Here is a 15372-nt window from a genome sequence, read left to right as displayed (position 1 = left end):
ATGCTGGCCTATGCGCTGATGATCGGCGTGACCTCGATCCTGGCCATTGGCACCGTACTGCAAGTGCTGTTCGGCCTGCCCTTCTGGGTCTCGGTACTGCTGGGCGGTGGCGTGGTGGTGGTGTACTCGACCATCGGCGGCATGTGGTCGCTGACCCTCACCGATATCGTGCAGTTCGTGATCAAGACCGTCGGCCTGATGTTTATCCTGCTGCCTATCTGCTTGTACCGCGTCGGCGGCTGGGATGAACTGGTGGCCAAGCTGCCCGCGTCGAATTTCAGCTTCACCGAAATCGGCTGGGACACCATCATTACGTACTTCATGATCTACTTTTTCGGCATCCTGATCGGCCAGGACATCTGGCAACGGGTGTTCACCGCCCGCGATGAAAAGGTCGCCAAGTACGCAGGCACGTTCGCCGGCTTCTACTGCATCCTCTACGGCCTGGCCTGTGCCTTGATCGGCATGGCGGCGCATGTGCTGATCCCCGACCTGGATAACGTCAACAACGCCTTTGCCGCCATCGTCAAAGCCTCATTGCCGGACGGCATTCGTGGCCTGGTCATTGCGGCAGCCCTGGCCGCGATGATGTCCACCGCCAGCGCCGGTTTGCTCGCCGCCTCCACCGTACTGACCGAAGACCTGCTGCCGCGCCTGCGGGGTGGCAAACAGTCGAGCCTGGCGGTCAACCGCCTGTTCACGATGCTGACCGGCATCGCCGTACTGGGGATCGCCTTGGTGGTGAACGATGTGATCAGCGCCCTGACCCTGGCCTACAACCTGTTGGTAGGCGGCATGCTTATCCCGCTGATCGGCGCGATTTTCTGGAAACGGGCAACCACCTCCGGCGCAATCACCTCCATGACCCTGGGCTTTGTGACAGCGCTGGTGTTCATGATCAAGGATGGGTTGGATGCGAACACGCCGATCTACTACAGCCTGGCGGTTGGGTTGGTGAGTTTTGTGGTGGTGAGTCTGTTGTCGCGCCGGCCAGAGAGTGTGGCGGCCAGCGCAGTTTAAGAAAGAACGGGTTTTAGAGCGGTTTCTTCAGCGGGTGCGACGTCGGATGTCGCACCCGTTTTTTTTCATTCAACGACCAGGCTTTGGTTAGCCTGGATGATTTCCTGGACCAGAGAAGCCCATACCAATCCCTGTGTTGTCCCCCCGGCATAGGTTCCTCCCGCCGCAATTCGGTGGTGCGCGGACCAATGCACGATTGAAAGCCCATCCGAGGTGCCGGGCCTGGCACATTCGACAATTTGCAAGCCACCACTTTCTATTGCCCTGCGGTAGGACCCGGGAAAGTGCCGAGAGACAGCAGCCAGGCATGCCACCAATATCTGTTCCTTGTGCTCTGGCGTCGAATCGGGCGGAACCTGTCCGCCAGAAATAAGGATGCAGTCCCCGTCCAAACGGCAATTCATAACACCAATGGGCAATGGATACTGCAGTTTGAGTCCGCGCATTCCTGCCCCCTCATGACCAACAGCGCGCAGCTTGAAAAACCAGCCAACGATCGCGATTACCTCTGACTCCTCTACTCCCATGGCTGTAACAACGAAGTGTTCTCTGCTTAACTCAGCAATCTGGACCAGACTCAGATGCTGGGGCAAGAACTGAACCCCAGAGTTCAGCAAAAGCGCCTCTACCTCGTCCTTTAAATGGATAAATTCCAGATCGTAACCCGACACCTCAATAGCCCTACCGACCCCTGGAACTCCATACCGCTCCAAGAACTGTCGTTGACTGATTTCTGTGAGCTCACGTCCCGGCTTGCCACTCGGCCAAGGCCTGTTTTCGATATCGCGTTGCTCGTGAATCGCAGCCTCTACGCCACTGGCGTCGTTCATATAGGCGCGCACGACTCGCGACCGCGCGAATCGTGCCAGCGTTGGATTGTCAGCCAGAAGCTTTTCAAACAGCTCGATGCCTGCACGATTGCACTCAACAGCCAAACACTGATTGGCGGGAAGTAGATATTCATTATGCAGTGGCTTTGCAGTCGTCTCCGTTGCCGACATATGGCGCATGTTCACAGGCTTATGACTGGCTCCATCGCTTCTCTGATTTCCCCCATGTACCGTGACCTGATAATTCGCCAAGCGGAGCATCACGGCCTGGAGCAGGCCATTGATACCTCTACCGATGATCGACACACGCGGCGCACCGGCATCTACGTGCCGAGGAGGAATCGTCAATGATTGTGCAAGTTTGCGCCTGACCAGACTGCGCAAAGCCATCAAGCTGAGTTGAACTGAAACCGCGTAATCAAGGTCGCAATGGCAAGCTTCTGTCGTTGCGGCCTGTGTAGTCAGCGTCGCAGGTCTGTACCAGCTAGAGACACCACAGCCAAGCGTTTGTGTGCGTAGTCGAAACGCATCCAGTGTCACCGCCCCATAGTCCAGTACAAGCTGGATATCTTCAGCTGCGGCCAGGGTGCGCAAAGCATCATCACTAAAGACATCCGGCTTGGCGACACAGACCAAGCGGGCTTCTCTGCACATGGACTGAATGAGGGCCTGATCAAGGCGGTGAACGGACTCGTCATACAGCGACAAGCATATAGCGACGGCAGAGGCACCCTCCAACACCTCGAGCCAGTCCACAACAAATGATACTCGACTATCCGCAGATGCATTCCCGATAGTGCCCGACGCTCGACCTTGTCGGACTAACACCTTGACCCGAACATCGGGATTTCGATCAAGCAACAAATTGACTAGCTCTTTCCCCACATTGCCGTATCCCAATACACGAACATCATGAGGTATGGAGCCATCAGCCAGTGTTAACCAACGTAGCATGTAGGCAGCCACATGCGGCGCATTGACCCCTGGCGTGTTCATCACTCGAATACCGTTGGATTCACACAGATCCAGCCGTATCTTATCCAGACTCGTACCTCTGCGGATCAAACAGAGGTCTCCAAATGGGTGAGAGGTGCGCCAGTGGTCAATGACGTCTGCATCGATGGCTTGATCTCCAACAATGATCGCTATTGGACGCAAGAGCCCGATCTGTATGAGCAGAGCCTGTTTGGTCAACGTAGAGGGAAGAAATACCGTGTTTCTGGGCGCGTCGGCCTTCCAGCCTCTCGACACAGGTGCAATATGTAAAACATTGTCGGTGGTGCTGATGAGTGATGCAGCGACCGGCGGAACTGAAGAGAGCAGCATAACTTGTCTCCAGCAATTCTGACTTATTGATACCTCGAAGAGAGGAACTCAATAACGTTGGGGCGCTACGAATAGGCGCTTGGGTTTTAACCTATGCGCATCTCCAAAATTAGATAAGCCAGCTAATTCCGACTAACAAGTAGTCCAACTCCGACAATTGAACAGTAAAGCCTGATTGGAAGAGTCCCCGCGCTTGTTCACTCCTCCTTACTGATTTGGCCCTTTAAACAAGTCACCGCAATCCTTACAGCCGAAATACTGCTCGGTTGTCGGGCACTCGATCTCCCCTGTCGCCCCCGCCCTCACCCGCCAAGTACACGCCTTGCCGCGATATTTCAGCGTGCCTTCAAGGTAACAAGGCGCCCAGTCGTACTCGTCATGTAGCACGCGCCCATCAATCGGTTCAGCGCGCTTGAAAAAGGATGCGACTTGCCGCTCATCCAGCACGACGTCACCAGGCCGACAGCGTTCAGGCTCTTCGGAGTGAAAGCCTGAGATGGCGATGTCGTCGATATCCGGAAGGGATACCGTGCATCCGGCGAGTAATACCCACGTTCCGAATGACCACCGCCGTAGATTCATTGCCATACCGCACTGCTGGCTTCGCCTGGGTGTTTATATGAGATTTGCGGATGCGTGTAGACGTCCTCTGGCGTCAGGCGGAAATGGCCAAGCAACTCTGACACCAACCACCGCAGAGACTGATTCTGCATAGCAGTCACCTCCTCATACCGTGCTGCATCCAAATGCTTGCCGACCAACTCGATCCCCAAGGAATCCGCGTTCATCGGATATCGCTCAGGATAGTCCTTGTTGCGCTCATAGCGGTCCAGCGCTCGAACCTGCAACGTCCAAGTGAGTGTTTGAATAGATTGGATTTGAGCCGAGTCGCACGTCGCCCTATCAGTTTCCAAGCACTTGGAACGCAGGTAGCGTCCAACGTGATAACAGCGTTTTCTGAGGCTGGCCGTCTGGTAGATCACACCACTTTTCTCGATGAGAAAGTGCGCTCCGTTACCCTTGGCGAGGTAGGCGTTAAAGGTGTGCTGGGCGGTCGGGGCATCTGTCTGGTGGACCACCAGAGCGCGTACGCTGCGCAAATCCCCGTGCTCGATCGTTTGAAACCGACGGAGTTCGACCCTGTCGGAAATCAGCATTCCTTCGTTATCAATACGCAACATTCCAATGCCCATTCTTCCATGTGAAGGCAAAAATATAGAAAGGCGAATTGGAAAAAGGGCACGGATGACGGAATAAGAAGAAGTCTCTGACGATGAAACGTGCCTCGTCAGATAATTGCGGGCAGTACGAAATGAACGACGAATGCACTCGGATTACAAGAAACCGAACACGCCCTGATAAACAATCCATGGTGCAGCGCCCGCGCGACGGGATCGCGTGAGCGCTTCAGGACTTACCTGCGGCGTGGCCGACGCTGCTCGTCATCAGTACGAATCGGCACCGGCTGCAGCGGAGGCTCGATCAAGCCCAATGCAACACCCAGATCATGGAGCCAGTTTTGAATTTTCTCTTTCATGGTTGCCCCCTTTGAGGGTAATGCGGGTCGGCGGGAGTTCTGTCGCCTTTTCCTACAGTGATAGTAGCTCTAAGTCCTACGTAATGCTTGAACGAAACCACAACGAATTATTACCAAATTGATCTGAATCCTGTCGGATCGTTCAAGCAATCGCCCGCGTGTCTTGCAGGAAATCCGCGCTGCCTTCTTGCTGCAGGTCGATCCATGCATTGAGGTTAGCGCCGAGCATACCCTTTCGCCACATCAGCCAGGTCGTCGCAGTAGCAAATGGCCCAGTCAGGGGATGAACGGACACGCTGCCCTTGCCCGGCAGGCTATCGAGCATGGATTCGGACATCAGCGCCACACCGGAACCGGCAGTCACACAGGCAAGCATGCCTTGGTAAGACTCGATCTCGATGGCACGGCCCATCGCCACTCGATCGTGGGAAAACCAGGTTTCCAGGCGCGCACGGTAAGCACAACTGCGGCGGAAGGTGAACACCGAGCGGCCCGCCACGTCCTGGGGGCCGCGTACGGGTGGATGATCGGCTTCGCAAATCAACACCAGCCGTTCTTCACACAAGGGCACACCATCCAGGGTGGCGATGGTGATGGGACCGTCCACCAGCGCCGCGTCCAGGCGACCGGTGATCAAACCTTCGAGCAACTCACCACTGGGCGCCGATTGCACCTGCAGGTTCACCATCGGATACGCCTTGTGATAACGCGCCAGCAACTTCGGCAAGTGAATCGCGGCGGTGCTGTACATGCTGCCCAGCACAAAATCACCGGCTGGCTGGCCACCTTGGACGGCACCATGGGCCTCGTCGTGCAATGCCAACAGGCGCGTGCTGTAGTCCAACAACACTTTGCCCGCAGGAGAAAGCTGCAAACGCTGACGTTCGCGCACGAACAAATCGACGCCGAGTTGCTCTTCCATCTGCTTGAGCCGCGTCGACAGGTTCGACGGCACGCGGTGCAGGCGCTCAGCCGCACGGGTGATGGAGCCCTCTTCCGCCACGGCCTGGAAAATGCGCAATTGACTGAACTCCATACCTTTCTCCAAAACTGAACAAGTTACTCACTATTATTCATTTTTACAGAAAGTCAATCGGCTTTAGCCTGAAGGTCAATGGCTGCCTTGCAGGAAACCTGAACATGTCCCCCCTGATTCGCTTACTCGCCAGCTTTGTCGCCTTGATGATGGCCATGGGCATTGGCCGTTTTGCCTTAACACCGCAGATGCCCCATCTGCTCAGTGAAGGGCAGATCGACTTGACCGGCGCGGGCCTGATCGCGGCGGCCAATTACCTGGGCTATTTCGTCGGCGCTGTGGATTCGATCTTCGCCCGCAGCCATCACCATGTGCGCGCAAGGATGTACGGCGGGCTGTGGCTTTGCGTGCTGTTGACCCTGGCATCGTATTGGGCCCAGGGTTTCTGGCCGCATCTGTTGCTGCGCTTCGGCACCGGTGTTGCCAGTGCCTGGGCGTTGGTGATGATCGCCAGTTTGAGCCAGCCCCTGGCGATTGCCGTTGGGCGCCCGCGCCTGGGGGCCTTGGTGTTTGCCGGTCCTGGGCTGGGCATTCTGCTGACCGGGCTGCTGGCACTGGGCTCGAACTTGCTGGGGCAAAGCTCCGCAACGCTGTGGTTGGTGTATGGCGTGGTGGCGCTGGTGATGTTGCTGGCCATCCTGCCGTTCCTACCACAACCGACCATCCCAGTGGCCCACGCCCACCACGCGGGCAGCAATGGCAGCATCACGCACCTGTGCTGGATTTATTTCCTGTATGGCCTGGGTTACATCATTCCGGCGACCTTTCTGTCGCAAATGGCCAGCGCTCAGTTCAAAGGTGACTGGCAAGCCGATCTATTCTGGCCATGCTTTGGACTGGCTGCTGCATTGGGCGTAGTGGTGGCAAGCCTGCGCCGCAAGGACCCGCACACCACCCGCCGCTGGTTGATGAGCACCTTGTGGCTTCAAGCAGCTGGGGTGTTCGCCTGCTTGTTGGGCAATGGCTGGGGCCTGGCATTGGGCGTATTGCTCTGCGGCGCCCCCTTCCTGGCCTGCATGCAGTTGGTCATGGCACGCCTGCGGGAAGTCGCACCCCACGGCTACCAGCGCAACACCGGGCTGCTAACCGCAAGCTTTGCCATTGGACAATTATGTGGGCCACTACTCGCGTCGGTGAGCAGCCACTTGAGCGGCGGCCTGCAGCCGGCCTTGATCATTGCCGGCGGCGGCATGGTGTTGGCGGGCGCGGTATTGATCAGCCGGCAACCAGCGGTGCCGGCAAGCGAACCTGCTCTCGACGAGCGAGCACCAGGAAAAACAGCCCTCCCAGGAAGCACCCGGTAAACCAGGCAAAGTTGGCCATGCCCTGCAGCGCCGGGGTGAAGGTGATCGCGACACCCACCAGCGTCGCGGGCACCAGGGCCTTGACCGCGGTCCAATTCACGCCGCCGTCGAAGTAGTAGCGTCCCCTCGGGCTGTCATCGAACAGCGCATCCACGTCGATCCTCTGCTTTTTGATCAGGTAGAAGTCCACCAGCAGAATGCCGAACAAAGGGCCAATGAACGCCGCGAGAACGTCCAGGGTGTAGTGGATCATCAACGGGTTATTGAACAGGTTCCAAGGGGTGATGAAGATCGATGCGACGGCCGCGATCATTCCACCAGCCCGCCAGCTGATTTTGCTTGGCGCGACATTGGCAAAATCAAACGCTGGCGATACGAAGTTGGCAACGATATTGATGCCGATGGTCGCAGTGACGAAGGCAAAGGCGCCGAGCAGCACCGCCATGCTGTTGTCGATGCGCGAGACGGTGGCGATGGGGTCGTGGAGCATCTCGCCAAACACCGGCAAGGTGCCCGAAACGATCACCACGGTGACCAGGGAGAACGCCAGGAAATTTACCGGCAGCCCCCAGAAATTGCCGCGTCGTACGTCGTGCATGCTGCGGCAGTAGCGGCTGAAATCACCAAAATTCAGCGTAGGTCCAGAGAAGTACGACACCACCAGCGCCGTCGCCACAATCACCTGGCCGAAGGCTTGCCAACCCGACAGGGATTTTTCCGCCAGGGTGAAGCTGACATTTGCCCAGCCGGCCTTCCATACGATCCAGCCGGCCAAGGCAAACATCACCGCATACACCACCGGCCCCGCCCAATCGATGAAACGACGAATGGACTCCATGCCGGCCCAGAACACTGCCGCTTGCAACACCCACAAGCTTAGGAAACCAAACCACCCCAAGTAAGACAAACCGGCGAAATGCGGCTCGGCATAAACCGCTATCTGTGGGAAGAAGCGCAGCACCACAATAATCAGCGCGCTGGACGCCAGATACGTCTGAATCCCATACCACGCCACGGCGATCAAGCCGCGTATCACTGCCGGAATATTCGCCCCGAACACACCGAAGGCCAGCCGACAGATCACCGGATAGGGCACGGCAGCTTGCTGGCTGGGTTTGGCCACCAGATTGGCGATCAACTGCACGATGCAAATACCAGCAAGCAACGCGATCAATACCTGCCAACTCGCCAGGCCGAGGGCAAACAGGCTGGCGGCGAACACATAGCCCCCGACGCTGTGCACGTCGCTCATCCAGAAGGCGAAGATGTTGTACCAGGTCCATTTTTGCGGCAGCGGTCCCAGGTCCTGGTTGTACAGGCGCGGGCTGTAGCCTTTGGGCAATTGTTCGGTCATCGCTTGGCTCCTCGAGATACCGGCCTGCACTGCCGTTGCGGTGTGCATACGGTAGGCGGCATGGTTTGTATACGAGGCATTCAGCAGAATGCGTGCCAATGGCACACAATCCCCTTGGATCGGCGCTCCAAAGGAATTCAAAGGGTTCTATAGACGGGGACGATGCTCAGCAACGGTGCAGATAAATCCTGTACACAATCAGTGCTGCACCCGATGTGCACACAGGTAGCCTGCGATGGAGCAGGCAGCCCGGATCGTATGTACCTCTGTAGACGCCGACGGGCGCCTACAGAAGAGCAGGCCAGGCTCAGCTCAGTTCAATGCGATCCGCATGAATCACAATTTGTCCCTGCTTGTAGAGCGCACCAATGGCCTTCTTGAAATTGCCTTTGCTCACACCGAACAAGTTGCTGATCAGCGCGGGGTCGCTCTTGTCGCTGACCGGCAAGGTGCCGTTGTTTTCGCGCAACTTGGCGAGGATCTTCGAGTTGAGGCTGGAAGCCGCTTCCTGGCCGACCGGCTGCAGGCTCAGGCTGATGTTGCCATCGGCGCGGATCTCCTTGATAAAGCCTTTTTCTTCCTTACCCGGGCGCAAGAACTTGAACACTTCGTTCTTGTGGATCAAGCCCCAGTGCTTGTTGTTGATGATCGCCTTGAAGCCCATGTCCGTGGCTTCGGCCACCAGCAAGTCGACTTCCTGACCCACCTGGTAGTTGGCAGGGGTTTTGTCCAGGTAACGGTCCAGGCGTGCGGTGGCGGTGATGCGCTTGGTGTGCTTGTCGAGATAGACGTGCACCACGCAATACTCACCGGCGGTCAACTGGCGTTTTTCTTCCGAATACGGAAGCAACAGATCCTTGGGCAAACCCCAATCGAGGAATACGCCGATACTGTTGACTTCCACGACTTTCAAACTGGCAAATTCGCCTACTTGAACTTTGGGCTTTTCAGTCGTGGCAATAAGTTTGTCATCGCTGTCCAGATAAATGAAAACGTTAAGCCAATCTTCATCTTCACTGGGAATATCTTTGGGGATATACCGATTGGGCAAGAGGATTTCACCATCTTGCGCACCATCCAGGTACAAACCAAAGTTAGTGTGTTTAACCACTTGCAAGCTGTTGTAGCGCCCGACTAAAGCCATTTCCAAATACCCTCGTTACGTGGGCGGCATTCTACCCGAGTTGGGCTCGATACGCGCGTACGCGTGCGAAATCGCGGGCTGGCGTGGCTTTCTGCTGACGGCGCTCCGCTCGTCTGATCGAACGCCTGAATTTTTCCTGGGCATGCCCCACCGTATACCCCGTGGTTTCGAGTTAAAACAGTAAGTTAGAGGATTATTCCAAAGATAAACTTCGGCTATTTTCCGTTGCCCCCGTTATTCCCCGGGGATATTTACCAAGCAATTGTCAAGTATTTCCTGTACGATGCCTGGCCAAGTTAATTTTCTACAGGTTAGTGGCCGCCATGCGCGTAAAAGCATCCAACAGCAAAGCAAAGCCAGCTCCCGCCGTTGAAACCAGCGAATCGATCAACAGCCAGATTGCTGCTTTCCTCAAGTCCGGTGGCGAAATCCAGCAAATTGCCAAGGGCGTGAGCGGCCAGACTTTCGGCCCGTCCAAGCAGATCAGCCTGGGCAAAAAGTAATACCTGCGCAGTACACCTGGTCCCTAAGCGTCTTGCCTTCAAGGCGCTAGGACTAGAGCCCGAAATACCCTCTCTTATCTATACCAATCGACGAACGGGGCTCACCGCCTGGCATTCGCCGGTATGCTTGCACACGTCTAAAACGGGCATCTGCCCGACATACCCGTTACTGCTCCTCGCTTTCTCATGGAGTGAAGCATGCTCAAACCCTGCATTTTCCTGATCGGCGCCCTATTGGCGAGCCCCCTGGCCGAAGCGCAGATTTTCCAGCGCGAACTGGGCGACTTCGATCTGAAATTGGGCACGACGCCCAGCCGCAGCATGGCCCAAGGGCTGGTGAAACCCACATCGCCGGGCAGCGACTCGTTTCACGGCGGCCTGGACCTGAGCCATGACAGCGGCCTGTATTTCGGCCAGTTCGCCCCCAGTATGGGCTTGGCTTCGGCCAATAACCTCGAAGTCGATTCCTACCTGGGCTTCAAGCGCCCCTTCGACCAGACCCTGGGCTACGAAGTCGGGTTGATCCACTACAGCTACCCCAAGCTCAGCCCCCTCGACAGCCAGGAGTTCTACGGCGGCCTCAACCTGTTGGGCAACCGCTTCGGCGTCTCCTTCAGCAACGATCCGGATCGCCAGGACAGCACATTGTTCGCCGACCTCGGTGGCACGCAACCCTTCGGCATCGGCGTGAGCATGAAGTACACCACCCATCAGTTGGGCAGCCCGGTGTCGGTGGATGGCGGCTCCATCAGCAGTTTCAGCGATTGGTCGGTACAGTTTTCCCGCGCATGGAAAGGCATTGACCTCGACCTGATCTACAGCGGCTCCAGCCTCAGCGGCACCGATTGCTCAGCCTACTCCGGACACAATTCGCAATGCGACGGTCTGTTGACCTTGAAGGCTGTACGGTCGTTTTATTGAGGCGCTTAAATGCCTGAAAAGCACACTATCCTAATTCGGCGCCAACGTCCCCAGCCAAGCCACCAGTGCCAGGATCAGCACCGCCGCCGCAAACTCCAGGACGATGCTGCGGCGCAACGCTTTACGCGCCACTCCATGCTCGCCCTGCGCCATGGAACGCTGCAGCAACGGCGTCAGATGGGAGCGATTGAGTGCCGCCAGCCCCAACATCAGGCCGAACAATCCCAACTTGAAGCACAATAGGATCGCGTAAAGGCCACCCGTGATGCCATCCAGGTTCGGCCCGACCACAAACAGATAATTCGCCACGCCCGTGCCGATCAACACCGCGACGAATACCGCGCCCACACGCTCAAAGCCCGCCAAGGTGTGTGCCAATACCTGCACCGCCTGCAAAGACGTGCTCATCAGCAACAAACCGAACGCCGCCAATGCCCCGAGCCACCCCGCCGCTGCCAACAGGTGCGCACTGTCACTGAGAATATGCCACCCCCCAAGTGTGCCCTCATGCATCACTCCATGTCCGGTCCACACCAGCGTCACCAATGCGACGGCCCCGAACAAAGTGGCCAATCGGGTGTTGAGCATCACCCACACCAGCGCAACAATACGTAGCCACCAACTCCAGCCCAGTTCGGTCTGCCAGAGCATCATCTGTAAATGGGGCCACAGTGTTTGCCAATCCTCGGCGCCGCTCATGGCCTGGGTCATGGACAGCAGCGACGCTACCGAAAACAGCACCCCCAAACTCGCCAACACTCGCAACAACGGTTTCAGATTCAACAGCCTGCTATCGGCATAAAGTCCAAACAGCCCTAGGCCAAACACCAGCATCAAATCCAGATAAAGGGCGAAGCGCAGAAAAACCTGAACCAGTTCATTCATGGCTGGACGCTGAACACCACATTGCCGAGGATCGGGTGGGTGTCGGACGACACCGCGCGCCAATCAACCCGGTAACTGCCAACCGCAAGCGCAACGGCCGGCTTGATCAACATCACCTTGGGATCGCTGCTGGCCGCGACGCTGGCCTTCACCGGCATCGGCGAATTCGGCATGCCAGGCATATCGGTCATGGTCAGCTTGGCGCCGGAAAACTGCGTCAGCAGGTTCTCCGAGAAACGCAGCTCGATCACGGCCGGTGGTGCCCCCTTTGCCCCATCGACCGGGGCGGACGACAACAACTTCGGATGCGCCGAAGCCGCCAGACTGGTGATCAATCCCGTCCACAACACAGCGCCCGCCAGGGCGGTTTTCAACATTGACATGCAAGACTCCAGGCCGCTCATGGCGGCGAGTTATAGGAAGAGTAAAAACGTCAGAACCACAGGCGTACACCCACCACCCAGCGCACCTGACTGCTGTCTTCGCCTTCATCACGTGCATATTGCGCGGTCTGGCCATAGCTGCGGTTCCAGGTGACACCCACGTAGGGCGCGAATTCACGGCGGACTTCGTAGCGCAGCCTCAAGCCCAGCTCACTTTCCGACAGGCCCGAGCCGATGCCGCGCTGCGGATCGTTACGTCCATAGAAATTGAGTTCCGCAGTGGGCTGCAGGATCAGCCGGTTGGTCAGGAGGATGTCGTAGTCGCCTTCCAATCGGGCAGCGGTACGTCCCGCCTCACCGACAAACAACGTGGCTTCAGCTTCAAAGTTGTACAGCGCCATGCCCTGTGTACCGAACGCTGCCCAGGTCTGGCCATCCCCCGGTTTGAAGTCCTGGCGCACACCGCCCACCAGGTCCCACCACGGGCTGATGGCATGCCCCCACAGTGCCTGCACCTCGGCGCTTTCAGTGCGACCGGCACTGCGCTCGCCCTCACTGCGCAGCCACAGGCGGTCGATATCGCCGCCGACCCAGCCCTTGATATCCCAGTTCAGCGCACCCTCGCCGTTGCCGTCTTGCCATTCCAACTGGTTGATCAGCAATAGCGAGTTGATCGCACTGTCGTGAACCATGTGACCACCGGGGGCGTTGTACACCGCAGCGCGATCAGCGTCGGTCAAGGCCGGAATCGGCGTGCGGCTTTCGCTGAGTGCGGGTGACGCCGGGCTCATACCCTGAAACTCACCCGCCAATGCCAGCGGCGTGAGCGCCAACCCAATGAAAGCCAATACAACACGATGGCTCATGCTCGCTTCCTTATTCATGCACGCGCACCTCACGGAACATGCCCATTTCCATGTGGTACAGCAGGTGGCAGTGATAGGCCCAGCGCCCCAGCGCATCGGCGGTTACGCGGTAGCTGCGCCGGGAACCGGGCGGCATATCGATGGTGTGCTTGCGAACCTGGAACTGGCCGTTTTCGTCTTCCAGGTCACTCCAGAGGCCGTGTAGATGAATGGGGTGGCTCATCATGGTGTCGTTGACCAACACCAGCCGAACCCGCTCGCCATAGGTCAGTTGCAAAGGCTCTGCATCGGAAAACTTCACGCCATTGAATGACCAGGCGAACTTCTCCATATGCCCGGTGAGGTGCAGCTCGATGGTACGGCTGGGATCGCGGCCGTCGGGATCTTCGAAGGTGCTGCGCAGGTCAGCGTAAGTCAGCACATGCCGACCATTGTTACGCAGGCCGATGCCGGGGTCGTCGAGCTTGGGCACCGGATTCATGGCTTGCATATCCACCAGCGGGTTGTCCTGCTCGCTGTCGGGATGGGCCTGCATCGACATGGCGCTGTGATCCATGCCTTCCATATCCGGCATGTCCGCCATGGCACCGTGATCCATGCCACCCATGCCCATATCGTTCATGGTGATCCAGGGGCGCGGGTCCAGCTCGGGCACCGGAGCCACCGCCCCAGCCTCACGGGCGAGAGTGCCGCGGGCATAACCGCTGCGGTCCATCGACTGGGCAAACAGCGTATAGGCCGCTGCCGTCGGCTCGACCAGTACGTCAAAAGTCTCCGCCACGGCGATGCGGAACTCATCGACGCTCACCGGCCGCACGGGCTGGCCGTCAGCAGCGATCACGGTCATCTTCAGCCCCGGGATGCGCACATCGAAATAGCTCATCGCCGAGCCATTGATAAAGCGCAGCCGAATCGTTTCGCCCGCCTGAAACACCCCGGTCCAATGGCGACCGGGAGGCTGGCCGTTGAGCAGGTAGGTGTAGGTCTCGCCGCTGACATCGGCCAGGTCCGTAGGGTTCATCTTCATCTGCGCCCACATCAGGCGGTCGGCAACCGTGGCCGACCAGCCTTGCTTGCCCACATCCCGTACAAAATCGCCCACGGTCGGCTTGTGCAGGTTGTAGTAGTCCGACTGTTTCTTGAGGGTCTTCATCAGCGCGACGGGGTCTTCATCGGTCCAGTCCGACAGCATCACCACGTAATCGCGCTGGTAACTGAACGACTCGGGCTCCTTCGGATCGATCACCAGCGGGCCATATACACCCTGTTGCTCCTGGAAGCCGGAATGGCTGTGGTACCAGTAGGTGCCGTGCTGCTTGACCTTGAACTGGTAGACAAACACGCCTCCCGGCTCGATGCCCTGGAAGCTCAGGCCAGGCACACCATCCATGTTCGACGGCAGGAGGATGCCGTGCCAGTGGATCGAGGTCGGCTCGGCCAGGCGGTTTTTCACGCGCAAGGTCACGGTGTCACCTTCACGCCAGCGCAACAGCGGGCCAGGCAAGCTGCCATTGATGGTCAGCGCGGTACGCTGGCGGCCTGTGAGGTTGACCGGGGACTGATCGATGAACAGATCAAATTCGCTGCCCGCGAGCACCGTGGGCTGACCGGGACTCGTCAAGGCCCAGACCGGGCTGCGCCAGAGCCCGAGCCCGCCCAGCAAGCCGCCGGCGGCCAGGCCTTTGACAAAAGTTCGTCGGGTGGTTTTGGAGTGCATGCCGATTCAATTCCATGAGTTGAATGGCAGCAGATTAGGGGCGACCGGCTGTCAGCCACCTTAGCGGCAGATTACCGATCTGACAGTTTCGCCAGGCTGACGAGTTACAAAACCCACAGCCATAAAAAAACCGGACAATCGTCCGGTTTTTTCAATTCACCCCTGCCTTACTCGGCAGCCGGCGTCTCTGGTTTACGACGCTTGAGCGGTGCCATGCCGTCCTTGCTGACGAGCGACAGGTTGTCGGTCTTCGGACGGTTGGCGATCTTGCGCTTGGTTGGCGACTTGGCGCCGGTTTTCTTTTTGTCGCCCTTGGCGTCAGTCTTTTTCTTCTTCACGCCAACGGCCTTGCCCGACGCCTTGACCTTCTTCGGCCCGGTGTAGGTGCCTTTGACTTCCTTGATGGTACGGCGCTCGAACGACTGCTTGAGGTAGCGCTCGATGCTCGACATCAGGTTCCAGTCACCGTGGCAGATCAGCGAGATGGCCAGGCCATCGTTGCCGGCACGCCCGGTACGGCCGATACGGTGCACGTATTCGTCGCCG

At 58.0% G+C, this 15372-nt stretch carries 15 protein-coding genes and 1 pseudogene; 4 read left to right on the top strand and 12 right to left on the bottom strand.

Annotation, left to right across the window (positions count from 1 at the left end):
• Positions 1 to 1020 (top strand): sodium:solute symporter family transporter (locus tag ACRESD_RS10470; protein ID WP_431750842.1); only part of this gene is annotated, 1020 nt, incomplete at its 5' end.
• A gap of 65 nt (positions 1021 to 1085) precedes the next feature.
• Here ACRESD_RS10470 and ACRESD_RS10465 read toward each other — a convergent pair.
• The 5 genes from ACRESD_RS10465 to ptrR form a co-directional block, all read right to left on the bottom strand.
• The gene (locus ACRESD_RS10465) at positions 1086 to 3176 is read right to left on the bottom strand and encodes an amino acid dehydrogenase (protein WP_431750841.1); all 2091 of its coding nucleotides are present in this window, start codon (positions 3174 to 3176) and stop codon (positions 1086 to 1088) included.
• 207 nt (positions 3177 to 3383) lie between these two features.
• Positions 3384 to 3764, bottom strand: coding sequence for a hypothetical protein (locus ACRESD_RS10460; RefSeq protein WP_431750840.1), 381 nt, complete (start codon positions 3762 to 3764; stop codon positions 3384 to 3386).
• Positions 3755 to 4357: a peptidoglycan recognition protein family protein gene (locus tag ACRESD_RS10455; RefSeq protein ID WP_431750839.1), complete on the bottom strand. Its 603-nt coding sequence runs from the start codon at positions 4355 to 4357 to the stop codon at positions 3755 to 3757. Before ACRESD_RS10455 ends, ACRESD_RS10460 begins: the two co-directional genes overlap by 10 nt.
• 233 nt (positions 4358 to 4590) lie before the next feature.
• The gene (locus ACRESD_RS10450; protein WP_003193089.1) at positions 4591 to 4713 is read right to left on the bottom strand and encodes a PA1414 family protein; all 123 of its coding nucleotides are present in this window, start codon (positions 4711 to 4713) and stop codon (positions 4591 to 4593) included.
• Positions 4714 to 4855: 142 nt separating this feature from the next.
• Positions 4856 to 5749 (bottom strand): putrescine utilization regulator PtrR, encoded by an 894-nt coding sequence (gene ptrR / locus ACRESD_RS10445; RefSeq protein WP_431750838.1) that lies wholly within the window; start codon positions 5747 to 5749, stop codon positions 4856 to 4858.
• A 104-nt stretch (positions 5750 to 5853) separates the two neighbouring features.
• Between ptrR and ACRESD_RS10440 the strand changes: the two genes are divergently transcribed.
• Positions 5854 to 7053, top strand: coding sequence for an MFS transporter (locus tag ACRESD_RS10440; protein ID WP_431750837.1), 1200 nt, complete (start codon positions 5854 to 5856; stop codon positions 7051 to 7053).
• Here the strand turns inward: ACRESD_RS10440 and ACRESD_RS10435 are convergent.
• On the bottom strand, positions 6965 to 8407 hold the full coding sequence (locus ACRESD_RS10435; RefSeq protein ID WP_431750836.1) for an NCS1 family nucleobase:cation symporter-1: 1443 nt from the start codon (positions 8405 to 8407) through the stop codon (positions 6965 to 6967). The two genes, ACRESD_RS10440 and ACRESD_RS10435, sit on opposite strands and share 89 nt — an antisense overlap.
• Positions 8408 to 8714: 307 nt before the next feature.
• The gene (locus tag ACRESD_RS10430; RefSeq protein ID WP_431750835.1) at positions 8715 to 9551 is read right to left on the bottom strand and encodes a CvfB family protein; all 837 of its coding nucleotides are present in this window, start codon (positions 9549 to 9551) and stop codon (positions 8715 to 8717) included.
• Positions 9552 to 9874: 323 nt separating this feature from the next.
• Between ACRESD_RS10430 and ACRESD_RS10425 the strand changes: the two genes are divergently transcribed.
• Both ACRESD_RS10425 and ACRESD_RS10420 read left to right on the top strand, forming a co-directional pair.
• Complete coding sequence (locus ACRESD_RS10425; RefSeq protein WP_003193095.1) at positions 9875 to 10054, top strand: hypothetical protein; 180 nt, start codon at positions 9875 to 9877, stop codon at positions 10052 to 10054.
• A gap of 198 nt (positions 10055 to 10252) precedes the next feature.
• Positions 10253 to 10975: a TorF family putative porin gene (locus tag ACRESD_RS10420; RefSeq protein WP_431750834.1), complete on the top strand. Its 723-nt coding sequence runs from the start codon at positions 10253 to 10255 to the stop codon at positions 10973 to 10975.
• Between the two features lie 30 nt (positions 10976 to 11005).
• Here ACRESD_RS10420 and copD read toward each other — a convergent pair whose 3' ends face one another.
• From copD to ACRESD_RS10395, 5 genes and pseudogenes are all read right to left on the bottom strand, one after another.
• The gene (gene copD, locus ACRESD_RS10415) at positions 11006 to 11860 is read right to left on the bottom strand and encodes a copper homeostasis membrane protein CopD (RefSeq protein ID WP_431750833.1); all 855 of its coding nucleotides are present in this window, start codon (positions 11858 to 11860) and stop codon (positions 11006 to 11008) included.
• Positions 11857 to 12243 (bottom strand): copper homeostasis periplasmic binding protein CopC, encoded by a 387-nt coding sequence (gene copC / locus ACRESD_RS10410; RefSeq protein ID WP_431750832.1) that lies wholly within the window; start codon positions 12241 to 12243, stop codon positions 11857 to 11859. The genes copD and copC overlap by 4 nt, the downstream gene beginning before the upstream one ends.
• Before the next feature lie 50 nt (positions 12244 to 12293).
• On the bottom strand, positions 12294 to 13109 hold the full coding sequence (locus tag ACRESD_RS10405; RefSeq protein ID WP_431750831.1) for a copper resistance protein B: 816 nt from the start codon (positions 13107 to 13109) through the stop codon (positions 12294 to 12296).
• Positions 13110 to 13119: 10 nt separating this feature from the next.
• Positions 13120 to 14826: a copper resistance system multicopper oxidase gene (locus ACRESD_RS10400; protein WP_431750830.1), complete on the bottom strand. Its 1707-nt coding sequence runs from the start codon at positions 14824 to 14826 to the stop codon at positions 13120 to 13122.
• Between the two features lie 167 nt (positions 14827 to 14993).
• Positions 14994 to 15372, bottom strand: a pseudogene (locus ACRESD_RS10395) (DEAD/DEAH box helicase); the annotation flags it as partial.

The sequence above is a fragment of the Pseudomonas sp. genome, assembly GCF_050739995.1.
Lineage (GTDB): Bacteria > Pseudomonadota > Gammaproteobacteria > Pseudomonadales > Pseudomonadaceae > Aquipseudomonas.
The sequence above is the reverse complement of the archived record's forward strand: the minus strand, read 5'-3'. Positions and strand labels throughout refer to the sequence as shown.